Annotated in this window: 23 protein-coding genes and 1 pseudogene; 7 read left to right on the top strand and 17 right to left on the bottom strand. The window is 59.8% G+C overall.

Going from position 1 to position 24,182, the window contains the following annotated elements; genetic code table 11:
• Both FBZ97_RS34625 and FBZ97_RS27165 read left to right on the top strand, forming a co-directional pair.
• Positions 1-1,541: MBG domain-containing protein (locus tag FBZ97_RS34625; RefSeq protein WP_281406148.1), on the top strand; the 1,541-nt coding region annotated here is incomplete at its 5' end.
• A 137-nt stretch (positions 1,542-1,678) separates the two neighbouring features.
• A complete protein-coding gene (locus tag FBZ97_RS27165; RefSeq protein WP_145323065.1) occupies positions 1,679-2,167 on the top strand; it encodes an invasion associated locus B family protein in 489 nt (162 codons plus the stop codon).
• Positions 2,168-2,463: 296 nt separating this feature from the next.
• On the opposite strand, the gene FBZ97_RS27170 is transcribed toward FBZ97_RS27165, so the two are convergent.
• Together FBZ97_RS27170 and FBZ97_RS27175 are read right to left on the bottom strand one after the other, a co-directional pair.
• Positions 2,464-3,885: a sensor histidine kinase gene (locus FBZ97_RS27170; protein WP_145322962.1), complete on the bottom strand. Its 1,422-nt coding sequence runs from the start codon at positions 3,883-3,885 to the stop codon at positions 2,464-2,466.
• Positions 3,824-4,489 (bottom strand): response regulator transcription factor, encoded by a 666-nt coding sequence (locus tag FBZ97_RS27175; protein WP_145322964.1) that lies wholly within the window; start codon positions 4,487-4,489, stop codon positions 3,824-3,826. Before FBZ97_RS27175 ends, FBZ97_RS27170 begins: the two co-directional genes overlap by 62 nt.
• A 103-nt stretch (positions 4,490-4,592) precedes the next feature.
• On the opposite strand from FBZ97_RS27175, the gene FBZ97_RS27180 reads away from it, so the two are divergent.
• The 3 genes and pseudogenes from FBZ97_RS27180 (at position 4,593) to FBZ97_RS27190 (ending at position 7,297) form a co-directional block, all read left to right on the top strand.
• Positions 4,593-5,372 (top strand): ABC transporter ATP-binding protein, encoded by a 780-nt coding sequence (locus FBZ97_RS27180; protein WP_145322966.1) that lies wholly within the window; start codon positions 4,593-4,595, stop codon positions 5,370-5,372.
• 13 nt (positions 5,373-5,385) lie between these two features.
• The gene (locus FBZ97_RS27185) at positions 5,386-6,252 is read left to right on the top strand and encodes an ABC transporter permease (RefSeq protein WP_145322968.1); all 867 of its coding nucleotides are present in this window, start codon (positions 5,386-5,388) and stop codon (positions 6,250-6,252) included.
• Positions 6,253-6,335: 83 nt separating this feature from the next.
• Positions 6,336-7,297 (top strand): annotated as a pseudogene (locus FBZ97_RS27190) (ABC transporter substrate-binding protein).
• A 488-nt stretch (positions 7,298-7,785) separates the two neighbouring features.
• Here FBZ97_RS27190 and FBZ97_RS27195 read toward each other — a convergent pair.
• From FBZ97_RS27195 to FBZ97_RS27230, 8 genes are read right to left on the bottom strand one after another with little or no spacing between them, the layout of a single operon-like run.
• A complete protein-coding gene (locus tag FBZ97_RS27195) occupies positions 7,786-8,139 on the bottom strand; it encodes a cupin domain-containing protein (protein WP_145322970.1) in 354 nt (117 codons plus the stop codon).
• Positions 8,132-8,800: an isochorismatase family cysteine hydrolase gene (locus FBZ97_RS27200; RefSeq protein ID WP_145322972.1), complete on the bottom strand. Its 669-nt coding sequence runs from the start codon at positions 8,798-8,800 to the stop codon at positions 8,132-8,134. The genes FBZ97_RS27195 and FBZ97_RS27200 overlap by 8 nt, the downstream gene beginning before the upstream one ends.
• A complete protein-coding gene (locus FBZ97_RS27205) occupies positions 8,797-10,350 on the bottom strand; it encodes an ABC transporter ATP-binding protein (RefSeq protein ID WP_145322974.1) in 1,554 nt (517 codons plus the stop codon). The genes FBZ97_RS27200 and FBZ97_RS27205 overlap by 4 nt, the downstream gene beginning before the upstream one ends.
• Position 10,351: 1 nt before the next feature.
• On the bottom strand, positions 10,352-11,407 hold the full coding sequence (locus FBZ97_RS27210) for a ring-opening amidohydrolase (RefSeq protein WP_145322976.1): 1,056 nt from the start codon (positions 11,405-11,407) through the stop codon (positions 10,352-10,354).
• Entirely contained in the window at positions 11,407-12,120 is a 714-nt protein-coding gene (locus FBZ97_RS27215; protein ID WP_145322978.1) for an isochorismatase family cysteine hydrolase, read from the bottom strand. Before FBZ97_RS27215 ends, FBZ97_RS27210 begins: the two co-directional genes overlap by 1 nt.
• 11 nt (positions 12,121-12,131) lie before the next feature.
• Entirely contained in the window at positions 12,132-13,058 is a 927-nt protein-coding gene (locus FBZ97_RS27220) for an ABC transporter permease (protein WP_145323067.1), read from the bottom strand.
• Positions 13,058-14,188, bottom strand: a complete 1,131-nt coding sequence (locus FBZ97_RS27225) for an ABC transporter permease (RefSeq protein WP_145322980.1) — start codon at positions 14,186-14,188, stop codon at positions 13,058-13,060. Before FBZ97_RS27225 ends, FBZ97_RS27220 begins: the two co-directional genes overlap by 1 nt.
• A gap of 19 nt (positions 14,189-14,207) precedes the next feature.
• On the bottom strand, positions 14,208-15,335 hold the full coding sequence (locus FBZ97_RS27230) for a BMP family ABC transporter substrate-binding protein (RefSeq protein WP_145322982.1): 1,128 nt from the start codon (positions 15,333-15,335) through the stop codon (positions 14,208-14,210).
• A gap of 338 nt (positions 15,336-15,673) precedes the next feature.
• Here FBZ97_RS27230 and FBZ97_RS27235 point away from each other — a divergent pair, with 338 nt between their 5' ends.
• Both FBZ97_RS27235 and FBZ97_RS27245 read left to right on the top strand, forming a co-directional pair.
• A complete protein-coding gene (locus tag FBZ97_RS27235) occupies positions 15,674-16,345 on the top strand; it encodes a GntR family transcriptional regulator (RefSeq protein WP_145322984.1) in 672 nt (223 codons plus the stop codon).
• Between the two features lie 304 nt (positions 16,346-16,649).
• Positions 16,650-17,024: a VOC family protein gene (locus tag FBZ97_RS27245; protein ID WP_145322987.1), complete on the top strand. Its 375-nt coding sequence runs from the start codon at positions 16,650-16,652 to the stop codon at positions 17,022-17,024.
• Positions 17,025-17,339: 315 nt separating this feature from the next.
• Here FBZ97_RS27245 and FBZ97_RS27250 read toward each other — a convergent pair whose 3' ends face one another.
• The 7 genes from FBZ97_RS27250 to FBZ97_RS27280 are packed head-to-tail and all read right to left on the bottom strand — an operon-like array spanning position 17,340 to position 24,136.
• Positions 17,340-18,035 (bottom strand): aspartate/glutamate racemase family protein, encoded by a 696-nt coding sequence (locus tag FBZ97_RS27250; RefSeq protein WP_113421557.1) that lies wholly within the window; start codon positions 18,033-18,035, stop codon positions 17,340-17,342.
• A gap of 46 nt (positions 18,036-18,081) precedes the next feature.
• Positions 18,082-19,512: an amidase gene (locus FBZ97_RS27255; RefSeq protein ID WP_145322989.1), complete on the bottom strand. Its 1,431-nt coding sequence runs from the start codon at positions 19,510-19,512 to the stop codon at positions 18,082-18,084.
• Positions 19,513-19,524: 12 nt separating this feature from the next.
• The gene (locus FBZ97_RS27260; protein ID WP_113421552.1) at positions 19,525-20,307 is read right to left on the bottom strand and encodes an aspartate/glutamate racemase family protein; all 783 of its coding nucleotides are present in this window, start codon (positions 20,305-20,307) and stop codon (positions 19,525-19,527) included.
• The gene (locus FBZ97_RS27265; RefSeq protein WP_113331794.1) at positions 20,304-21,290 is read right to left on the bottom strand and encodes an ABC transporter ATP-binding protein; all 987 of its coding nucleotides are present in this window, start codon (positions 21,288-21,290) and stop codon (positions 20,304-20,306) included. Before FBZ97_RS27265 ends, FBZ97_RS27260 begins: the two co-directional genes overlap by 4 nt.
• The gene (locus FBZ97_RS27270) at positions 21,287-22,249 is read right to left on the bottom strand and encodes an ABC transporter ATP-binding protein (RefSeq protein ID WP_113331795.1); all 963 of its coding nucleotides are present in this window, start codon (positions 22,247-22,249) and stop codon (positions 21,287-21,289) included. Before FBZ97_RS27270 ends, FBZ97_RS27265 begins: the two co-directional genes overlap by 4 nt.
• Positions 22,246-23,121 carry an ABC transporter permease gene (locus FBZ97_RS27275; protein ID WP_233788531.1) on the bottom strand — a complete coding sequence of 292 codons (876 nt, stop codon included), beginning with the start codon at positions 23,119-23,121 and terminating at the stop codon, positions 22,246-22,248. The genes FBZ97_RS27270 and FBZ97_RS27275 overlap by 4 nt, the downstream gene beginning before the upstream one ends.
• Positions 23,114-24,136, bottom strand: coding sequence for an ABC transporter permease (locus FBZ97_RS27280; RefSeq protein WP_145322991.1), 1,023 nt, complete (start codon positions 24,134-24,136; stop codon positions 23,114-23,116). The genes FBZ97_RS27275 and FBZ97_RS27280 overlap by 8 nt, the downstream gene beginning before the upstream one ends.
• Between the last annotated feature and the right edge of the window lie 46 nt (positions 24,137-24,182).

Genomic DNA, 24,182 nt, shown 5'->3' on the forward strand with positions numbered 1-24,182 from the left:
ACCCGGCGCTGACTTATACAACTTCGGGCCTGGTCAATGGCGACATGCTCTCCGGATCGCTTTCGGCTTCGGCGGGGCAGTATTCGAATGTTGGCAGCTATGGGATCACTCTCGGTGGCCTCGGCAATGCCAATTACGCGATCACTTATAATGCCGCCAACCTGGCAATCACTCCGCGTGCGCTAACCGTTACGGCGGATGCGCTGTCGAGAGCCTATGGGGATGCCAATCCGACGCTGACCTACACGACCTCTGGCCTTGTCAACAACGACACGCTCTCCGGCTCGCTTTCGACATCAGCAGGGCAATATTCCGATGTCGGTGCCTATGCGATTGCCCGGGGTACACTGGCCAATGCAAACTACGCCATCAGCTATACGGACGCCAACCTGACAGTCACCCCGCGTGCGCTGACAGTGACGGCGGACGCGCTGTCGAAGATCTATGGCGATGCCAATCCGATGCTGACCTATACCGCGACCGGTCTGGTCAATGGTGACACGCTGTCCGGATCACTCGCGACCACGGCGGGGCAATATGCCAATGTCGGCAGCTACGCCATCACCGGCTCCTTCTCGGCGTCAAGCAACTACGCGCTGACCTATGTTGGAGCCAATCTGAGCGTGAACCGACGCGCGCTCACGGTCACGGCGGATACGCTGTCGAAGACCTATGGCGATGCCAACCCGGCGCTGACCTACACCGTCGGAGGAGCGGGCCTGGTCAATGGCGACATGCTGTCCGGATCACTTTCGACCACAGCGGGGCAGTATTCCAACGTCGGCAGCTACGCCATCACCGGCTCGTTCTCGGCATCAAGCAATTACGCCCTGACCTATGTCGGAGCCAACCTGAACGTGAACCGACGCGCGATCGCGGTGACGGCGGAGGCGAAGTCGAAGACCTATGGTGATGCCAATCCGACGCTGACCTATGCTGCGGCAGGCCTGCTGAATGGCGACACGCTCTCCGGTTCGCTTTCGACCACGGCGGGGCAATATTCCGATGTCGGCGCCTACGCGATCACGCAAGGGTCGCTGGCCAACGTCAATTACGCGATCAGCTACATGGGCGCAGACCTCACGGTGAACCAGCGTGCCATTACGGTTGCGGCCGACTCTCTCAGCCGACGCTATGGCCTCGCCAATCCGGCACTGACCTATACCGTCATGGGGGCGGGCCTGGTCAACGGCGACAGGCTTTCGGGAGGGCTTGCCACGCCCGCAACCCGTCTCAGTGAGCCGGGTGCCTATGCGATCACCCAGGGCACGCTTCTGGCGTCCGCCAATTATCGCATGGACTTCGTTCCAGGCGTGCTGACCGTGGAAAAGGCCACCAACCCCGAACCGGGCACACAGGCAAGCTCCGTGATGCCGAGCTTCGATGCCGGCCGCTTTGCGCCGATCCCGCCGGTCTCCGACGGCACGGAAACCGCGGATGGCGGCCACGATGTGATCACCGATCCACGCTTCGAGGGCACGTTCGTCTGCCTCGACAATGGCAACGGCTGCGTTTCGCTTCCGGGCCAGGCGACGCCGTAGCTGCGATATACAACCCACTGGACGCTGGCCGTCCGGCGGACTGAGCCGTCACGCACGGCCGGATCCCAACCATATGAAAGGAACCTATTCTAATGACGTCATCCCGCTATTTGCCGAAGGCTTCAGTGCTGGCGGCAATGCTCGCTCTCGTCGGCGGTATCGCCACCGCCGCTCCGCTGCCGGGCGGGGCCAGCTCGCTGGTCGAGACCTACGACGATTGGGGCGTCGTGTGCCAGATGCAGGCCAATACTCCATCCTGCCTCGCCCGGCAGATCCAAACCAGCAATCAGACGAAGCAGACCGTCCTGGCAGTCGAGATCGGCAAGGCAACGGACGGTAAGTTCCGGGGTACGCTGGTGCTGCCTCTCGGACTGGCACTGCCCCAGGGCGCTCAGTTGAAGGTCGACGATGCCCCTCTCGGCAATACTCTGCCGTTCTCGACCTGCCTGCCGCAAGGCTGCCTCGTGCCGCTGACCTTCGAAGCAGACACGATTGCAAAGCTCAGGACCGGCAAAGCCCTCAACGTTACCGTTTCCGCTGCCAGCCCCGCCCAACCGCTGACCCTGGCCGTCTCCCTGAAGGGCCTTGCCGGCGCGCTCAATCGTATTGCCGACCTTATCAAATAGCGCTCTCTCCCTCCGATGGCTGCAAGCATCTGGAAGTTCAGGGTCATGGGAAATCTGCTACTGGTGCCGGCGATAATCTCTAAAACGCCGTCATGGACGTCGATGCATGGGCGCTGGAATCAGCCAACATTGTAATGTTTTTCAATCGCCTGACTGAGGATCAGTGGAGCGAAAAATGTGTGCCTTGGCTACGTACAATCGGTGGTCGACAGCTCCGCCAAAGACCTTGCTGTCGGAAAAGCGTTGGCTATGATCGGGAGCACGAGACGGCTCGGATAGTCATGGACGACACCGCCTCAGCATCGGAGCGACATCGGCAAAATTAGTTGGACAACGGTGAAATCATCCTCTCGCTGAAAAAGCAGTGAGCCGTGGTGCGCTTTCGCGACCTCTGATGCGATTGTCAAGCCCAGTCCCGAACCACGGGACCTAGGCCCTTTTTCGAACGGAGCAAGCAGCGATTGTGGATCGGCATCGAAACCATCTCCGTCGTCACGGATGATGATGCTGACTCCCGTTGGAAGAGGTTTCACTTCCACTTCCAACTTGGAGGTCGCTCCGTGAGCCAAGGCATTGTTGATGAGGTTGGAGATTGCCTCCCGAAGGCTGATCGGATCGACGGAAAGAACGATATCTCGGGTGGCAGGTTTGAAGCTGATGTCGATCTCCCTCGACATCGAAAGTGGCACCGCTTTCGACATTACGAGCTTGACAAACTCGTTGATATTCACCGGTTCGAGTCGGGCTGAATCGATGCGGTGGAGGACCATGGCATGGTCGAGCAATTGCCCCGTGAGACGCCCCAGCTCGTTGTTCCTGTCCCTGATCCGTGAGATTGAATCCTTAATTGCAGCACCGGATTTCGCATGTGAAAGCATCTCGACCTGAGCGTCGAGTGCAGCGAGCGGCGTGCGCATCTGATGTGCGGCATCGCCGATGAACCTCTGGAACATCGCGATGCGCTCGGACAGTCGGCGCATGAATCCGTCGATGGACTGGACGAGGTTGCGTATCTCGACCGGAGGTTCGGCATGAATTGGCGACAGATCGTCAGGATCGCGCGACTGGATTTCGTGCTCGATCTGTATGAGCGGCTTCAGGGCAAATCGCAGCGAGAGCGTAGTCGCCGCCACGGCAAGCAAGAACATCACGCCGATCACACCGAGCGCTTGGTATGTCAGGCTACGGGCGAGGGCGATACGCGCATGTATCGTCTGTGCGACCGTGATCTCCGCCCAGCCGGTAACGGCGGGATTTTCGATTTTTCTCGAAATAGTGGCCATGCGCACGGGCTGATCCGCATAGACGCCATTCTCGAAAACCAACTCCTTCTGCGTGTGCCGAGGCGGCGCCGTCGGGGAAAGATCCTCACTTCCTGCAACGACGATGCCGCGTGGGTCGACGACGCGATAGAAGACAAGATCGTAGGCGGCGAGGCCTGAGATGGTCGAGGCTGGAGGGTCCAACGTCACGACGCCGCCTTGCACGAAGACGTTTTCTGCAAATTGGACCGCACCGCTTCCAAGGAGCCGGTCATAGGCCTCTTGTGCCGCGGTATTGGCAGCGTAGGACGCCATGCAGCCTAAAATGATAGCACCACCGGCAAGAACACCCGCAACAAGCCCAAGTATCCTGACCCTGATCGATCGACTGAATTCACGTAGAAACAATTTGATACCCGAGGCCCCGCAACGTTCGGATCTCCACGGAAGAGCCACTGAGCTTTCGCCTTATCCTGGCGACGAATTGCTCGACGGCGTTGGAGCTTGGATCCTGATCGAAATTGAAAAGCTGATCGACCAATTCTTCCTTGGAAAAAATTCTCTCCGGTCTTGAAGCGAGTATTTCAAGAACGGTCAACTCCCTTCGCGTGAGACTGAGCGGCTGGCCATCGACTGCTGCCACTCGTGCCTTGCGGTCCACCACAAGAGCGCCGAAAGAAATGCGATTATCCGGCAGCCCGTCGTTGCGTCTCATCAAGGCTCTCGCTCTTGCTTCGAGTTCCCCATAGTCGAACGGTTTGGTCAAATAGTCATCGGCACCCAGATCGAGAGCGCTGATCTTCTCGTTGACTTCCGAGCGCGCCGTCAACACGAGAACCGGCGTTTTCACGCGGCGGGCGCGAATGCTGCGCAAAACTTCGAGCCCGTCGCGGCCAGGCAAAGTCAGGTCGAGAATAACCAGATCGTAGGCCTGAACATTCAGCAGATCGATGGCATTGGCTCCATCTGCTTCCAGATCCACGGCATGGCCCGCATTTTCCAAACGGATAGATATCGCTTTCGCAATGTCTTCCGTATCCTCCACGATTAAAACCCGCACGCTCCCACGCCTCCCGTGCTGCTTGAGTCAGATAAGAGTCAGAATAGCTTGCTAACGTCCAAATCGCACTAGAGGAGTTGCAAACCATATTTCGGGAGGATTGATGGACACGCTATCCATTGGCGGGGCGCCGGCACCTTTGCTGCGCGTTGAAGGCGTCACGATACAATATAAAACACCTGATGCATTGATCACCGCGACCCGCCGTGTGAGCTTCGATGTGCATAATTCCGACCGCTTCATTCTTCTTGGCCCGTCGGGTTGCGGAAAATCCACTCTGTTGAAGGCGATCGGTGGTTATCTCCCCGTGACGGAAGGTAAAATCACGATCAAGGACCGCTTGGTTGCCGAGCCTGGTCCAGACCGCATGATGGTTTTTCAGGAGTTCGATCAACTGCTTCCGTGGAAGACCGTTATCGAGAACGTCATGTTTGCGCTCACCGCATCGGGTCGCCTTTCGGGTGCGCAAGCGCGTGAGCGGGCCGAATCCTACATCGAAAAGGTGGGGCTGGCGAAGTTCATGAACAGCTACCCGCATATGCTTTCAGGCGGCATGAAGCAGCGCGTGGCAATTGCACGCGGAATGGCCATGGAGCCCGATGTCCTTCTCATGGACGAGCCTTTCGCGGCTCTCGATGCGCTGACGCGCCGCAAGATGCAGGACGAGCTATTGCGTCTGTGGGACGATACCAAATTCACCGTTCTATTTGTCACGCACTCGATTGAAGAAGCAATCCGCGTCGGCACGCGCATTCTGTTGCTGTCGCCCCATCCTGGCGAAGTCAAGGCCGAGCTCAATAGCATCGCGCCGGATCAACTCGGGACTGCCAGACAGGCGGAGCTCGAGAGCCGCATCAACGACATGCTGTTCGCATCACACTGACGGGGTGACCAAAATGACCGATCTTTTTACCTTCAGACCCGAAGTCATAAACGACGTGAATTCCGGCAACGCTCCGATTGTCGCAAAATCTGTGAGTGCGCTCGAACGCGTCTATCGCGTCGGTTTTCTGCGGAAAGCCTCCATTCTCTTGGTTCTGGCCCTCATATGGGAGATTTATGGCCGTTGGCTAGCCAACCCTCTGCTTTTCCCGACATTCGGGCAGACGGTTGAAGCCTTTGTTGCCAATATCGTCAATGGCGTTATTCCCGATCGTATGATCGTATCGCTCAAGACGCTGGTCATCGGTTACGGGATCGGTATCGTTCTCGCCTCGCTGCTGACCACGCTTGCGATTGGATCACGGCTGGGTGCGGACCTGCTCGAGACATTGACCTCGATGTTCAATCCGCTTCCGGCGATAGCACTTCTACCACTGGCACTTATCTGGTTCGGCCTTGGTTCTGGCAGTGTCATCTTCGTTCTGGTTCACTCGGTTCTGTGGGCAATCGCACTCAACACCCATGCCGGCTTCCGCTCGGTCTCTCCCACACTCAAGATGGTTGGTCAGAACTACCACCTCAAGCGCCTCAGTCTTGTAAGACTCATCCTTATTCCCGCGGCCTTTCCCGCCATTTTGACGGGCTTGAAGGTCGGTTGGGCGTTTGCCTGGCGCACCTTGATCGCAGCAGAACTGGTTTTTGGTGTGTCGTCCGGCTCGGGTGGGCTTGGCTGGTTCATTTATGAAAACCGCAATCAGCTTGAAACGGCGAATGTGTTCGCTGGCTTGTTCACCGTCATCCTGATCGGCCTTTTCGTGGAAAACATCATTTTTGCAGCCATCGAGCGCAAGACGGTTCGCCGCTGGGGCATGCAACACTAATCTTCAAGCAAAGAGTTCATGTTCACAAGGAGGAGGAATACGTGAAACTGAAACAGGCATTCTTATGTCTTTTTGCAGCTGGCATGCTTGCGACCGCCGCGCATGCAGAGGTCAACGAAGTCAGGATTTCCAAGGGCTTCGGCATTCTCTATCTGCCCTTGATCGTCATGGAAGATCAGGAGCTTCTTGAGAAGCATGCCAGGGAAGCCGGTCTTGGCGACGTCAAGGTTTCCTGGCTGTCGCTTGATGGCGGCAACGTCATCAACGACGCAATGATGGCCGGTACCTTGGATTTTGCCGGAACGGGTGCTCCGGGCTTCGTGACTCTGTGGTCCAAGGCAAAGGGAATCCCCAACGTTGAAGTCGTTGGCGTCTCGGGCATGAGCTCCACTTCGCTGTGGCTCAACACGAACAATCCCGAGATCAAGTCGCTCAAAGACTTCAAGAGCAGCGACAAGATTGCACTTCCCGGCATCAAAACATCGCTTTCCGCCGTCGTGCTGCAGATGATTGTCGCGAAGGAGTTCGGCGAAGAGAACTACGCGAAACTTGACCCCCTCACGGTCAGCCTTCCTCATCCCGAAGCTTTGGCGGCGCTCGTGAGCGGAAAAACCGAAATCAACGCCCATTTCACGTCCCCGCCGTTCCAGTACGTCGAAGCCAAATCGCCCAATGTTCACCGGGTGCTGAGTTCGACCGATTATCTCGGCAACATCACTCTTGACGTCACCTTCGCACCGAAGAAGTTCGTCGATGCCAACCCCAAGATGACGCAGGCCTTCATCGATGCACTCGATGAAGCCAACGGACTGATCGCCAAGGACAAGAAGCGGGCAGCGGAAATCTTCGCCAAGAGCTCCAAGGTTAAGGTGGAGCCCGCGGATGCGCAGGAGATGATCGAGGACAAGGATGCGAAGTTCGATACGACCCCAAACGGGATCATGAATTTCGCCGATTTATGCACCGTGCCGGCTTGATCAAGACCATGCCTACCAAGTGGAGTGATATGTTCGTTCCGCAGCTTGCGGGTCGCAAGGGCAGCTAAGCGTCTCCCAGCGAGGGTCGAGACATTCCGATGTCATGACCCTCGTAACCTTTTCCGACGCGGGATAGCGACGCCTTGACACCTACATACCGCGCGAAGTCTTCAAGATATCGGCCGCTGACTCCTGCATGCACGCGTAATGCCAATGAGATCAATGGCGTGAGAACGGAGCGATAAAGGGTCTTTGGTTCGGATCCTTTCCAGCGACGCGGTCCAGAACGGACATCTCATCGTGCTCGTCATGGCCGAAGCACCGAGACCGGGATCCGTGATGTTATTGAGGCAGCTGTTCGTCCCCTTGAACGCTTTACGCTTGCCTCTTTACCAGCGGCTATCGGCCGCGACCGAGACGTTGAAACACCGCGGAAAGGTCGCGAGAAGGCACCTGCGGAACCGATGATCTACTCGCGATACAAACCCATTCGAGGCGGCTGGATTGAAAGTGAATAATCTCTAGCTTCGATAGTGGCGGGTAGATCTTAGGTGTGTCACGCCGTTTTCTCTTCCAATATTGTCACGGGCCGATCCCACTGGATCAGGACGACGCAGCCTGTATCGCTCCACACCGAATGCTCCGTCCCGGCGGCATTGACAACGTAGGAGCCCTTGGCATAGTCGCCGGCCTCATCCGATTGCACGCCTTCGAGCACCAGAATGGTCTCCAGCCCCTCATGCCGGTGGCGGGGCACGAACGCGCCGACCTCGTATTTCAGTAGGGCGACGCCTGGCTGGTCGCCCTCGAAATGCTGAATCCAATGGATCGTGACGCCATCCCGAAACGGACCGAAAGTCAGTTCATTCCAGCCACCCGTCGTCAGCAGTTCGCGTGTCGTTTCAGGCATTGTTGATGGTCTCCAGAATGTCGTCGACATGCGCCGTCCAGCCAACGATGGCACCCTGCGCCTGGATCATCGCGATCGCGGCAGACTTGAATTCGGGGAAATAGCTTTCGGTTGCTTCCTCGGCTAGCAGGCATTCATAGCCGCGGTCGTTGGCCTCACGCATGGTGGTCTGGACACAGACCTCCGTGGTGACGCCGGCGAAGACGAGCTGCTTGATACCCTTACGCTTCAGGATGTCGCCGAGTCCGGTGGCGTAAAAGGCGCCCTTGCCAGGTTTTTCGATGACGATCTCGCCGTCGATGGGGGCGAGTTCGGGAAGAATTGCCGTGCCAGGCTCGCCGGCAATCAGGATGCGGCCCATCGGTCCGAGATCGCCGATCCTGAGCGAGGGATTGCCACGGTCGCGCTTGGCGGGTGGCAGGTCGGAAAGGTCAGGTCTGTGGCACTCCATCGTGTGGATGACGGGCAGGCCCGCTGAGCGGAAGCCCGCAATCAGCCGCTTCACGTCGGGGATGATCTTCGTGATGCGGCTGACATCGTTGCCGAGACTGGCGCCGAAGCCGCCGGGCTCGGCAAAATCGCGCTGCATGTCGATGACGATCAATGCCACGGCCTCGCGTCGCAGCGCGAAGGGAAACGGTTGAGCCCTGATGTCGGTCATCCGTGATGTCCCGCCATATGAGCGCCAATCACCGAGATATCGGCGGTTGGCGCCGGTGTTTCGTAGACGAGCCTGCCTTCGGAGATCACCATGATGCGATCCGACATTTCCAGAAGTTCGTCGAGATCCTCCGACAAAAGCAGTACCGCCGCCCCGGCGTTGCGGGCACGCATGATACGGGCACGGATTTCGGCGACGGCGGAAAAATCGAGGCCGAAGCAGGGATTGGAGACGATCAACAGATCGACGTCGCCCGTCAGCTCCCGCGCCAGCACGGCACGCTGAACATTGCCGCCGGAAAGCGCCGCAATCGGCGAGGCCGATGATGCCGTCTTCACCTTGAAGTCGGCAATCAGCGATGTCGCACGCTTCTTCATCCGGCTTCTGTTTAGCCAGATCGCCTCGGCGCCGGTCTCCGTCAGGTCGAAGGTGCGGAAAGCGAGATTCTCGCTGACGGTCATGCGCGGCGCACAGGCATTCTGCAGCGGCTCTTCCGGAATGAAGCGGACGTTGTTCTTTCGTGTCTCGGGCCGCGTCGCACCATAGATCTCGCCGTTGACGCTGATCGCCCCGGTCTCGGTTGGCCGCTGCCCGGCGAGAATTTCCGTGAGTTCTTTCTGGCCATTGCCGGAAATGCCAGCGATGCCGACAATCTCGCCGGAACGCACCGTCAGCTTGTCGATCTCGATCGTCTTCAGGCCGGAGCGGTCGGGCGCCCTGACCTGGTCCACCTGCAATACCGGCTTGGCCGTATCAGTGACAGGAACGCGCGTGTCGAGTTCGGCAAGCTTGATGTCGCCGATCATCATCGCCGCCATGTCCGCCGTTGAGAGTTCGCCGACCTTGCCGCCACCGACCAGCTTGCCACGCCGCAGGATCGAGACCGCATTGGCGAATTTCGTCACCTCATGGAATTTGTGGCTGATCATCAAAACGGTCAGCTCGCCGCGTTCGGTCATGCCCCTCACCAGGCCGAGCATCTCATCTGCCTCCGCCGGCGTCAGTACGGAGGTTGGTTCGTCAAGCACGAGGAAGCTGCGGCCGAGATAAAGCTGCTTGACGATTTCGAGCTTCTGCTTTTCGCCGGCGGCAAGCTCGCTGACCCGCCGGTCGAGCGGGATCCTGAAGGGCATCCGCTCCATGAAGGCGGCGAGCGCCTTACGCTCTTTGGCCCAGTTGATAATAGGGGGTATCTTGGCACGGCTGACAACGAGATTTTCCGCGCCTGTCAGCGACGGCACCAGCGTGAAATGCTGGTAAACCATGCCGAGACCAAAAATAGCAGCATCCTTCGGGGAGGCGACCGCCACCTCATGGCCGTCCACGGACAGGGAACCTGAGGTCTGGTGATAGAAACCCATGATGCATTTGACGAGCGTCGATTTCCCCGCGCCGTTTTCACCGAGCAGCGCGTGGAAGCTACCTGCGGGAATACTCACGGATACCTGGTCCAGTGCTGTGAAGCTACCGAAACGCATGGTCATGTCGTGCGTCTCGATGCCGACCGCCTTGCCGGCTTGGGGAAGAGGGGTATCGCGAATTATGCTCACCTCAGTGCTCCTTTTCGACAATGATGGCGACGGGACCGCCGCCGGGAGGCCCTTGATGTTCGGCGCCGCCGGAGACGTAGAGATCCGTGATGCCGAAGAAGCCGGCGAGCACGCCGCCGACGAAGGCGCGCGCATGGCGCGTGCCTGAGATATCGGAATCGTCCAGCATCGTATGGCGCTTGCCACGAACCTTTCCGGTGGGATCCGGTTCGGCCTTGGCGAGAACGGCAGCAAGGCGGCTTTTGGCCGGCAGGCGCTCGTATGCCTCGCGCACCGCGGCTACATCGATGGCATCACGCATCACCGCGTGGTCGATCGCCAGCGGCCCCGACCATCGATCGCTCATGCCGAGCACGATGATTTCGTGATCCGTCAATTCAACGCCGGCCGAGGCGGAGGCGCGGCGCGAGAAGAGCTCATGGCTGTGACAGATGTCGGTGTCTCGGAGTGCTCCTTCGTCGACCTCGCCGAGCGCGGCCGCCACGCCGAGCGCCGACGCGCCGCGCGACAGGCCCATCGATTTCAATGTGTCCCGGGTGGCGAGTGTCTTTCCCTCGGCCTCAGCCGCGCTGATGCGGCTGAGCGTGAGGAGCGGGCATTTGATCTGCACGAAATGGACGTCGCTTGGGTCGTCGATGCCGGCGTCACGCATCGCTACGCGCACAGCTTCAGCCACAAGCAGAACCTGTTCGCGCCGCCCGAGATGTTGGGATGGCAGCGAAGGCGTGCGCGCGACCCCGATCGCCAGCGCGCGTTCGGCCGGCGCATCGACCACTTCTCGGGCGAACACCGTCCAGTGCGGCGAGAGCGCCCCCTCCGTCCCTCCGGACATGACGAACGAGACGCCATCGGCGCCGTGATGTCGAAAGAGTGTTTCGAAGCTGCGGGTAGCAAAGCCGCGGCTGAAGTCGTTAACGCAGCCATTGCCCTCGGTCTTGCCGAGTATAGCCACGACATTCTTGGCCGCCAGGCCGTCAGCAAGAAGCGATTCGACGCCGGAGGTATCGTCCGGCCCTTGGGCGGCGACGCGATAGACATGGGCGCGTAGTGAAGGCATCAGGGCAATGCCTCGATCAAGGCCTGGGAATTGGAGACCGAACCGAAAACGCCGCCCTGCATCTTCACCATCTTGATGGCGGCAAGGTGATTTCCGTAATCGGTCGCGCCGCAGCAATCCTCGAGCAACAGGCATTCGAAGCCCCGGTCATTCGCCTCGCGCATGGTGGTTGAGACGCAGACGTCGGTCGTAATCCCGGTCAGGATGATGTTTTCGATGCGCTTCTGGTTGAGAATCAGCTCAAGGTCGGTCGCGCAGAAGGAGCCTTTGCCCGGCTTGTCGATGATTGCCTCGCCTTCGATCGGATAAAGCTCGGGAATGATGTCCCAACCGGCTTCTCCACGCACGAGGATACGGCCGCAGGGGCCGCTGTCGCCGATGCCGGCGCCGATGCGTTGCGAGCGCCATCGCTTGTTAGCCGGCAAGTCGGCGAGGTCAGGCCGATGACCCTCCCGCGTGTGGATTATGTGATAGCCCTTTGTACGCATGGCAGCCAGGACGGCCTTGATCGGCTCGATCGGCGCCTGGACCAGCGAAAGGTCGTAGCCCATGTGATCGACATAGCCGCCCCTACCGCAGAAATCCGTCTGCATGTCGATAATGATGAGCGCTGTGTTGTCCGGTCCGAGGGTGCCGTTATAGGGCCAAGGATAGGGATCGGCGTCGATATAAGTCAGTTTCTGCCCGTTGGCCGCGGCTGCGAGACTATTCATGGCTGATCTTCCTATTTGGTGAGCGAAAGCGCGCCGGGAGCGCCGCTAAGCGCACGGGTGGGCGAGGAGGTGATGATCATGATGACGAGCGTCAGCACGTACGGCGCGGCATAGAAAAGATAATATCCCTGCGTCACGCCGACGGACTGCAGAGCTGGGCCAAGCGCGCCGGCGCCGCCGAAGAGAAGCGCGGCGACGAAGCAGCCGATCGGGTTCCAGCGGGCGAAGATCACCAGCGCCACGGCCATCAGGCCCTGTCCGGAGGAGATGCGCTCGTTCCAGGAGCCTGGATAGTAGAGCGATAGATAGGCGCCGCCGATCGCAGCCAGCGAACCGCCGACAGCGGTTGCCAGCAGCCGGACACGATCGGGGTCTATGCCCATGGCGCGCGCCGCGTCCGTGCTGTCGCCCACGACGCGCAGCATGAGCCCGATCTTGGTGTTCCTGAATGCCCACCAGAGGACGAGGGCGAGGACTGCACCGAGAATGAAAAGGGTATTGATGTTCAAGGCTGCCCGTACAGGCTGCAGGTTTGACCAGAAACCGAAGGGGATCGCCGGTAGGCGCGGCGCGACAGGCTGTATGAAGGACTTGCCGAGAAAGAAGGCAAGGCCAAGACCGAACTGCATCATGGCGATGCCGATGGCGATGTCGTTGACCTTCGGCCATTTGCAGATCCAGCCGTGTACAGCGCCGAAGATCGCCCCGCTCGCCATCGCGGCGAGCACGCCGAGCCAGGGGGAGCCGCTCATGACGGCGAAGGCATAGGCGGTCATGGCGCCGAAAACGAGCGTGCCTTCAAGGCCGAGATTGATGCGGCCTGAGCGTTCGGTGATCGTCTCGCCGAGGCTGACGAATATGAAGGGCGTCGAGACGCGGATCGCGCCGGCCAGAATGGCAAGGGGCACGCCCCAGAGACCGATTGCGGCATCGTCCATCATGCGCTCCTTTTCCAGAGATCGGGATTGAAGATCTTGAAGCGGCCATAGAAGGTTTCGCCAAAGAGGATGACGATGAAGAGCGTGCCCTGCAGAACGAGCACGGTCGCGTCGGGCAGGCCCATGCGGCGCTGGATCAGGCCGCCGGACGCATCGATGCCGCCGAGAAAGATGGCGACCGGGATGATCGCAAGCGGATTGTGACGCGCCAGGAAAGCGACGAGGATGCCGGTATAACCATACCCGGCGGCAAGCGAGGCATTGGCGCTGCCCTGGACCGCGGCGACCTCGATCATGCCGGCAAGGCCGGCGAAGCTGCCGGCAATCGCCGTGAAACCGGCAATCAGCCGTCCCACGGGCAAACCCTGGATCTGCGCGGCGCGAACATTGCCGCCGGCGATGCGGGCGGCGAAGCCATAACTGGTCATCTCGAGCAATATCCACGAGCCTACACAGGCGACAACGCCGATGACGAGGCCCCAATGCACCTCCATGGCTGGAATATTGCCGAGCATATAGTCGTGAGGCAGCGGCTTGGTGGAGGGCTTGTTGAGGCTTGCCGGATCGCGCAGCGCGCCTTCAACGAACTGGTTCATCAATGCGATGGCTATATAGGCGAGCAGCAGTGAGGAGATGGTTTCGTTGACGCCGCGATAGTGGCGAAGGAAGCCGGCAAGACCGATCCAGATGCCGCCGATTGTCATGGCGGCAAGCGCCATGAGGACAAGAACGATAATCGGCGGCAACAGGCCTATGATCGGCAGTGCGATCGCCGCGGCCGCCACGCCGCCGAGAACGACGGCGCCTTCGCCGCCAATGATGACGAGGCCAAGCCTTGCTGGCAGCGCGACGCAAAGCGCGGTGAGTAACAGCGGGGAGGCGCGGCTCAAGCTGTTCTGGATGGAAAACCAGCTGCCGAAGCCGCCGGCGTACATGAAGCGAAAGAGGTCGGCCGGCGATTTGCCGACCGACAGGATGAATAGGGAGAACAGCGCGAGGCCCGCCAGGATCGCGCCAAGCGTGATCACCACAGGCTCGGCCCGCCGCGCGAGCCATTCGATGGCCGGGCGCAGCTGCGTCCGCTGCTGCTGAACGATGGACAATGCGGGCTCATTGATTTCAACCGTCATGACGGTGCTCCCTCGGTAATCAAGCCGTGGAGCCAACGACGCCTTCGACGAGATAGTTCATGCTTTCGAGTTCGATCGCGTCCTCGGCGAAGCTCTTGTCCGCAGTGATGACAGCATTGCCCTTGTTGTCCTTGATGGGCCCCTTGAAGACCGAGAATTTTCCGGCCATCATCTCGGCAAGTGTCGCCTCGAATTTCTTGCGGGATTCATCCGAAACGCCAGGGCCGAGCGGGCTCATCTTGACGAAGCCATCCTTCAGTCCACCGCGAACGAAATTGCCGAGCGTTCCGCCAGCTTGTGCCTTCTTGACGAAGTCGGAGTACACATTCCCCCAGGCCCACTCCGCGCCAGTCAGATACTTCGCGGGAGCAAGGGGGCTCTGATTGGCGTGATAGCCACAGACGAAGGCACCGCGGCCGGCGGCGGTTTCGACGACGACCTTCGGGCTGTCGACATGGCAGGTGATGACGTCCGCCCCTTGGTCGATCAGCGCGTTGGTCGCTTCGGCTTCCTTTACGGCCAGTGACCATTCACCCGTGAAGATCACCTGGCAGGTGATGGCCGGATCGACGGAGCGCGCACCGAGCAGAAAGGCGTTGATGTTTTGCAAAACCTGCGGGATCGGCTTGGCAGCAACAAAGCCGATCTTCTTGCTCTTCGTGGCATAGCCGGCGGTCACGCCGTTCAGATATTGGCCCTGGAAGATATAACCGAAATAGGAGCCCGTATTGACCGGGTTCTTGCCGGCCTGCCAGAGGCCGCCGCAATGGCGGAACTGGATGTTGGGATATTTGGCGGCCATGGCCAGCATATGCGGATCGAAATAACCGAATGACGTCGGGAAGATCAGCGTTGCGCCGTCAAGATTAATCATCGATTCCATCGTCCTTTGAACATCGACGGTTTCAGGGACGTTTTCTTCCTCGACCACGGTGACGCCAGGGAGCGCCTTGACGACGGCAGCGCCTTCGGCATGGGCCTGGTTGTAGCCATAATCATCTTTTGGGCCGACATAGATGAAGCCGACGGTGAGGGCGGTCTGGGCATGGGCGCGAGATGACAGAAGGCCCGGCGCGACACTGGCAAGCGCACCTGCGGCCGAAGCCCGGAGAAAGTTGCGGCGATTCATGTGAAGGAGTGTCGTCATGGAATGCTCCTTGGGGCGGGAGCCCGGTTCGTAAAAAAGATCACATCAAAGTGTATGCAATCGCTATGCCAGATATTAAGTTAATGATATTACTGTAATAAAATTCCATCGAAGTTCTGATCGCCGAAAGTGGATGCAGATTTTCTTGGAATAATGCCCTTAAATAAGCAATGCACTTTTTTTGATCTTTATTTTGAAAGCCGCGCCGCGATAATCAATAGGATCGAGTTCTTCTTTTGAAAAAATATCATTTAAAAACAATATATTAAATTGATGATTGACTTTAGTTTGTTCGTGCGTACATCTGTATGCACGAACTGAGGGATTCGCCTATTTCTTTGAAGCAGATCAAGCGTAAGGACGTTGTGAGGCCAGGAACGACCGTCGAGCAGATGGTGCGGGCTCTGGCCGATATGATCGTAACCGGGTCGCTCCTGCCGGGCGAGAAGCTTGACGAAATCACACTCGCGGCTCGTTTCGAGGTATCACGAACCCCGGTTCGCGAAGCGCTGCGCGAACTTGGCGCGATGGGTCTCGTTGGTCGTGAACCGAACCGCAGCGCCGTCGTGACGAATGTTAGTGGTGCCTATCTGCATTCGATGTTTGAGGCAATGGCGGAGCTCGAAGCTATTTGCGCGCGCTTATCGGCGGAGCGAATGACCATCGACGAACGTCGCGCCCTCGAGCGTCAACATCGCGCTTCCGCCCGGCTGGTGCGCGCCGGGGCCGAGGAGGATTATGCCACATACAATGTCGAGTTTCACAACCAGCTCTATCGCGGCGCTCATAACGACCATATCCTTGAGCTGGTGACGCAAACGCGCGCCCGGCTCGCTCCGTTCCGTCGCGCGCAATTCCGCCTTCCCGGACGTCTCGCCAAGTCCTTCGATGAGCACGACATCATCGTCACCGCGATCATGCGCGCAGACGCTCAGGCGGCTAGACAGGCGGCTTATTCACATGTCGCCACCGTCAGCGATGCCAGCGTTGTTTTCGCCGAGCAGCGGTAGTGCCTTGAAGCTGCGGCGACGTAATGCTGTTGCCCGATTTTACCCAATTGGTCGGCCAGGTCGGGATCGATGACAAGACCGCTCGACGTTATATCCGGCTATTTGACAATTGCTCATCATTCAGCTGCAAATTATCCCCGCATCGTGATCAGCGGCCGCAATACGCCAGCGACAATGATCTGGATTTCATCGCCGATACGGGCAGAATGAACGGGAGAGGCTGTCCAATTGGGAGGTTTGCGCGTTCAGCATGGCTAGGCTAGCGTAGGATAGGGCCATTGGACACCTTAGTGGAGATGAAACGATGTTCACTCACGTCATGATTGGAAGCAACGATTTGGAGCGAGCGAGAAGCTTCTACGACGCCACATTCGCTGCACTGGGAGGCAATCCCGGCGAGATGGACGCGAGAGGCAGGCTGATCTATACCCATGAGGGCGGCCGGCTCATGATCACGAAGCCCATCGATGGCAAGCCGGCGACCGCGGCCAATGGCGGGACTATCGGCATAGCCGCCGCGACCCCCGACCATGTCCTTGCGTGGCATGCCGCCGGTACGGCACATGGGGGCATGGCGATCGAGAGCCCGCCCACGGAGCGTCCGAACGGGTCATTCGTCGCATATCTTCGCGACCCGGACGGAAATAAATTGACCGCGCGGACTGCGCCGACGAAGTGAAGCAGGTGTCAAGCAGCGCCTAGCAAACGCCGTGATCGATGCTCAAGAGGCGAATAGGCGTGGGATGTCGCCTTCCGGCGGACCTCCGTCATGGCAGCATCGCGCCTTCCCTTTAGCCATTCCAGTCACCTTGGCGATTTCCTGAAAGCCGTCGATCGGGTGAGCGCCGGCCCTCAACTTCCCGATCGTTCCTAAACACAACGGCACATCGATAGCGTCGATGGTCGGACGTTATGGCGCGCCTAATATGCCCTCTGGTCCGACCAAGAGTGCTCGCGATAGCGCGAGCTCACTTTCGTGTTCCGATGTACCGGTCTACGAAAACATCCTTCCGAAGCCGGACACACGGCTCAGATCATACCCCACCGCCGATAGTCCGCCGTAAATTGCCGTCGCGACGCTGTCGTGTACGGGTATCCCATGTGCCGCTTCCAGTTGATCAACGAGCGAGGCGCCGGCGAGATTGGTACAAAATACAGCAATTGAATCAGGTTTTGACGGTGCGAGCTCGTCGACCATCTTGGAAATCTTTTCGCCTGTCACCTGACTGAAGCTAAAATTGTCTCGAATGCCTAAATGCCGTTCGCAGATGATATCGACCCCTTCATTGGCGAAGGACTTCACGATCGCGACCTGGACGTCGTCGGTATACGGGGAAACCAAGCCGATCCTTTTCTCATTTCGCTTACGCATCACGTCAAAGAGGGCAAGCACCGATGTAGACGCCTTCACGCCCGTTGCCTTGGTGATGCGCTCGCATAGATGACGATCGCTGTCGAGGCCGAGCCAGCCGGCACTGGTGCCGTTCCAGACGATGACATCGACCTTGGCGTCGGCCAGCAATTCGGCAGCCGCCATCATCGGACGATCGTCGAACTGGCTCAGTAGTGCGGCGTCGAGCCCGATCGCAGTGACCCGGAATCGGGAGAAATGCGCCGTCACGTCGGGCAGCTTCCGGAGCATGTGCATGGTCACGGGTTCAAGGACGGTATTGGAGGATGGAGTCAGCATCCCGATGCGAAGCGGTTTCACGGGTGTTTCCTGATGGTAGGGTTGATTATGCATGGATGGGCGGGCGGCCAATTTTCGGCAGAACCGTCTCGAAGGCCGCGGCCGCTGAAAGCACCGGCGCGTCACCGAGATGGGGACCAATGATCTGCAGGCCGATCGGTAGGCCATCGACGAGGCCGCACGGTACGCTGGCGGCCGGCTGACCGGTCAGATTGAAGGGCGAGGTGAAGGGGCACCATTCGTAAGGGACAATGGGCTTGCCGTCGATTGTCGACGGGCCATCCTGGTCCTTGGGGAAGGCAGTGACCGAGAGAGTGGGCGTCAAGATGAAATCGCAGCCGCTCATCACCTTTGCTATTTCATCGACGAAGGCCTTACGGGCGGTGATGGCATTCGTGGCATCCTCGAAAGGCCGTGACTCGGCAAGCAGATCTGTCACCGCCTTGGAGACGGGAAGCGACTTTTCTGTAAGAAGCTTGCGCATGCCGGTCAGGTCGGTTTCGAGAGCGACCATGGCCTTGAAGGTCGCGTGCACGGCGATTTCAGGCGGAACGCCGACCACCAACTCCAGTCCGCAGGCCTCGGCAACCAGCGCTACTGCCTTGTCCGTCGCATCCTTCAGTGCCTGTTCGATCGCCTGGTCATGCCAGGTCGGCCAGTAGAGCACCTTCGTGCCGGGGGGCAGTGGGGCGATGCTGGTCCAGTCGAGATCGGCACAGGGTATGGACCAGCGGTCGCGAGGATCGGGGCCGGCGATAACGGAGAGCATGAGCGCTGCGTCTGCAACGTCACGGGCGATGGGGCCGATATGTTCGATCGATTCCCAGCCCGAGACGCCTGGAAGCGAAATGTCGCGGCATCCCGGCCAAAGCGGTACGCGGCCCATCGCCGCCTTTATGCCGACCAGGCCGGACAGAGCCGCTGGCAGACGCACCGAGCCTCCGCCATCGCTGCCGATGGCGATGGGGCAGATACCGGCCGCCACGGCTGCCGCCGAGCCCGCGCTGGAGCCGCCTGGAGATCGTTCGGTGTTCCATGGATTGCCGGTGGCCGGAAACAGCAGATTGTTGCCATGCGCGCCAAAGCCGAACTCGGAGACATTCGTCTTTCCGAGAATAATGGCATCGGCCGCTCTCAGCCGTTCGACGACGATGTCATCGGCATCGGGGACATAGTCTGCATAAAGGTTGGATCCGAAGGTGGTTCGTATGCCCTTCGTCAGAACCAGATCCTTGATTGCGACCGGAACACCGGCGAGAGGGCCAACCGGTTCGCCACGGGCGATCCTGCCATCAAGCGCGTCGGCGGTCGCATAGGCTTCTTCGCGCGCAAGTGTCGCGAAGGCATGGATGATCGGCTCGACCTTGTCGAGAGCCATGAATGCGGCGTCCAGTATCTCGCGGGCCGAAACCGCGCCGGACGACACGCGCTGCGTGATCGTGCGGGCTGACAGGGTCGGGTATTCTTCGATAGGCATGGGATCCTCCTGCTATGAGAACGTTTCGTGCCGTGGCGATGCCGGGCGTGCGCTTGCCAGCAGCGAACGTTCGAGCGCTGCCGAAAGGCCGATGGACGGTTTCGGGTCCGGTCGGCGAAAGCTGCCGGCGGATGCCTTTTTCGGATTGAGGGCAAGGAGAAGCTCGGCCTGTTTGACGGCGGCGACGACGGATTCCACCACCGGCACCGGAATTCGGTCGCGAACGCGTGCCGCGAGGCCCGCAAGCGGCGCACCGGCAAGGATGATGGCGTCGGCGCCATCGTCTTCAATGGCCCTGAGCGCCAGTTCGATCAGCAGCCCTTCCTTTTCGTCTTGTATATTGGCCAGCGATGCGAATGGTCCATCCAGAAGCCGGATGCTTGCCAGCCTGTCGAGAAGGCCATGCATTGCCACGCATTCGCGAAACCACGGTCCGAGCGCGCGCGAAAAGGACACGATCGAGAAGCGCTGGCCGAGCATGCAGGCGCTGAGCATGGCGGCTTCGGCAAGGCCGATCACCGGGACCGGCATCAATTCCCGTGCGCCGGCGAGGCCCGGATCGCCGAATGCGGCGACGATGGCGACATCGAAAGTGCCTTCCCGTTCCGCCAGGACATCCAGGACGATGCCCGATGCGATCACGGCTTCCGCCCGTGTGGCGATATAGGGAACGCCGCGGGGCGCGGTCACGGGAATGAGCGTCGATCCGGCCGAGAGGAAGGGGTTTGCTGCCTGGACCAGAAGGTCCGTTACGTCAGTCGATATGTTGGGGTTGAAGAGCAGAATTCGGGTCATGATGGATCGCCTTCAGCCGCGCGATGACAAGCCACCAGATTGCCGTCGCCGCATGGTGTCAGGGGCGGCATGGACTGCGTGCAGGCCGGGAGTTCCACCGGGCAGCGGCCGGCGAAGCGACATGCGTTCGGGTTCGGATCGATCGGACTGGAGGCTGAACCTTCGAGCTTTGTGCGCTCGGAATTCCTCCGTTCTGGATCAGGAATGGCGTCGATCAGCGCCCGGGTGTAGGGATGGCGCGGATTGAAGTAGACGGACTTTGAGGGTCCGAATTCGACGATTCGTCCGAGATACATAACCGCGATCTTGTCGCAGAGAAGCCGGACGACGTTGAGATCATGAGATACGAAGAGATAGCTCATGTTTCGCTGCTTCTGCAGTTTCGACAAGAGATTGAGGATGAGCGACTGAACGGAGACATCGAGTGCTGATGTCGGTTCGTCGAGAACGAGAAGCTTCGGATTGACGGCGATTGCCCGCGCGATGCCGACGCGGGCTTTCTGGCCGCCCGACAGCTGGTGCGGATAGCGGCTGCCATATTCCCGCGGCAGCCCGACATCGTCCAGCGCTGCAAGCACCCGGTCGGCGATCTCCCTGCCGGTGCCGCCAACGAGACGCTTCAGTGGATCGGCGATCGCCTGAAACACAGTGAAGCCCGGATTGAGGCTTTCCGTCGGATCCTGAAACACGACCTGGATGTCCCGTCGCAGAGGCGATCCGCCGAACGCCTTTGCCGGAATCTTTCCGACTTCGACGCCGGAGAGCCTTATCCCGCCTTCCGTCGGATCGATCAGGCGGGCGAGCACCCGGGCGAGCGTCGATTTTCCGCAACCGGATTCGCCGACGAGTCCAATGCATTCGCTCTCAGCTATTGTCAGGTCGACCTGGTCGACGGCGTGAAGCATTTTCCGGCGGAAGGTACCGACGGGATAGCGTTTCGACAGACCGTGGATTTCAATGAGTGGCGAGGAGAAAGCGCTCATAGCGGGTGCCTGCAGCGGACGGAGTGATCACCACCGATCGGGCGAAGCGGGATCAGTGCGGTTTGGCAGTCCGGCTGTCGCCGGTCGCAGCGATGCAGGAATCTGCACGACGGAAGCTCGCCTCGCAGATCGGGCAGGCTGCCTGGGATAGAGGCCAGGTGCTCAAGCTCCGTCTCCGCCGTGGGCGTCGCGGCGAAAAGCCCTTTCGTATAGGGGTGTGCGAGATGTGATTGCAGTTCACCGGCCGGTGCGACTTCCACTATATGGCCGGCATGCATCACGACGATACGGTCGCAATATTCCCCGGCAAGGGCGAGGTCATGAGTGATCAGGATGGCCGACATTCTGGTCTCCCGGACAAGGTCGCGGATCAGATCCATGACGACCGCCTGGGTCGTGACGTCGAGCCCTGTCGTCGGCTCATCGGCGATCAGCAATGACGGAGAGCAAGACAGCGCCATGGCGATCATCACGCGCTGGCACATTCCGCCTGAGAGCTCGAAGGGGTAGGCTTCATAGCGTCGCTCGGGATCCGGGATGCGGACGCGGGCAAGGGCGGCAATGGCCGCGGCCTTGGCGTTTGCCCGGGAGACCGGGCCATGCCGCCGCAACACATCCTCGATCTGCCGCCCAACCCGCATGATCGGGTTGAGGGCGGTGCGTGGGCTCTGGAAGATCATCGACAGCTCGCGACCACGAATGGATGCGAGCGGCGAGGTCGGGCCGGCCAGATCGATCCCCCCGAATTCTATCCTATCCGCCTTGATCGCGGCATTGTCGTCGAGCAGCCCCATCAGGGCATAGGAAAGCACGGATTTGCCCGATCCGCTTTCGCCTACGATCCCGAGGATCTCTCCCTTTGGAAGGGAGAAGCTGACATCGTTGAGAACCTTCACGGTGCCCGATCGTGTCAGGAAATCGACGTTCAGGTTTTTTACTGAAAGCAGAGGTACGCTCACGTGCGCCTCCTTGGGTCGATAATGTCTCTCAGGCCGTCGCCGATCAGGTTGAAGCAGAAGACTGTGATGACCAGTGCCGCGCCGGGAAAGACGAAGGTCCACCACTCGCCGGAGAAGATGTAGGAGGCGCCCTCCGAGACCATGATGCCCCATTCCGGCGTTGGAGGCCGCACGCCGAGACCGATGAAGGAAAGACCGGCCGCGTTGAGGATCGCCCAGCCGAGATTAAGGGATCCCTGGACCATCATGGTCGGCAGGATATTGGGCACGATGTGAAACGCCAGCAGCCTGAACGGACGATTACCGCCCATTCTCGCCGCCTCGACGAAGGTCATGTCGCGGCGGACATTGACCTCGCTTCGAGCGAAACGGCTATAGAACGGCAGATTGATGATGGCCGTCGCCAGCACGATGTTCTCGACGCTGTTGCCAAGGGCGGCAACGATGCCCATCGCCAGGACGAAGAGCGGAAACGCCATGATCGTATCCATGAAGCGGCCGATGATGGCATCCGTCCAGCCACCGAAATAGCCGGCGATCGCGCCGGTCGCCGTCCCGAAGACGAACGACAACGCGACGGCGCCGATCGCCATGCCGATGTCGAGCCGCGTGGCGATGGCAACCCGGCTGAGGATGTCGCGGCCTAGCGCATCGGTTCCGAAAGGATGCGCCAGGCTCGGCGCCTTCAGGGCCGCGGCCGGCTCCACCGCCAGCGGATCATAGGGTACGAGCCAGGGCGCCGATACCGAAACGAGGACGAAGAACAGCAGGATCAGAGCTGCGGCCAGCGTTAGCTTGTTTTCGCCGGCCATATGCCTGATATCTCGCCAGAAGGTGCTGGCCTGCATGTTTGATGAGGTGGTTTCAGCCATCGTAGCGAACCCTCGGATCGATCACGGCCGCGGCGAGGTCGACCATGAGGTTGAGGAGGATGTAGAGGATTGCCATCATCAGCACGAAACCCTGGACGGCGGCATAATCCGACGTGATGACGGCATTGACGGCATAGGCGCCGATCCCGGGCCAGGCGAAGACCTGCTCGACCAAGACATTGGCGCCGAGCAGGAAGGAAAAGACCATGCCGAGAATATTGATGACGGGCAGCATCGCGTTGCGTAGGCCGTATCCGTAAACGATCCTGGTTCGAGAGAGGCCCATGGCGCGCGCGGTGCGACAGAAATCGCTGGAAAGCGAAGCCAGCATGGAGGCGCGGGCGATGCGGGCGATCGGTGCTAGCGCGAACAGCCCTAACGAAATGGATGGAAGCAAGAGCTGAGAGAGGGAGGCCCAGAATGCCTGGATGTCGCCCGCCAGCAACGTGTCGACGAGATAGAGCCCGGTAATCGTCGGCGGTATCGAAAAATATGTGTCGTTCAGGCGACCGAGCGGTTCCGGCGCGATGCCAAGCCTGAAATAGAAGACATAAACCAGTCCCAGGGCGACGAAGAAAGTAGGGAAGGCTGCTCCGACAGAGACGATGACGCGGCAGAGGTGGTCGATCGCCTTTCCCGGGCGTGTCGCGGCCGCGATGCCGAGCGGCAGTCCGATCAGCATGGCGAACATAAGCGCGCAGAGCGTTAGTTCGATCGATGCTGGCAGTCGCGTGAATAGATCCTGAAACACCGGCTGGCCGCTGGAGAGCGAAGTGCCGAGATCTCCATGAAGAAGGCGCGAGGTGTAATCGCCGAATTGATACCAGAGTGGATTGTCGAGCCCGAGAGCCTTGCGAATCTGGGCAATGCTTTCGGGCGTTGCGGAGGATCCGGCATAATAGACAGCCGCATCGCCGGGCAGCGCCCGCGCCAGCAGAAACGTGACGACGACAACGCCGATGATGCTGGGGATCGCCGTCGCGATCCGCTTTGCAAAATTCAGGGCAATCTTCATGAACTCAATCTCCGCGCATCACGTTCCTAAGCAATTGGCCGATACG

Source organism: Rhizobium sp. ERR 942, from assembly GCF_007828395.1.
Classification (GTDB): Bacteria; Pseudomonadota; Alphaproteobacteria; order Rhizobiales; family Rhizobiaceae; genus Rhizobium; species Rhizobium dioscoreae.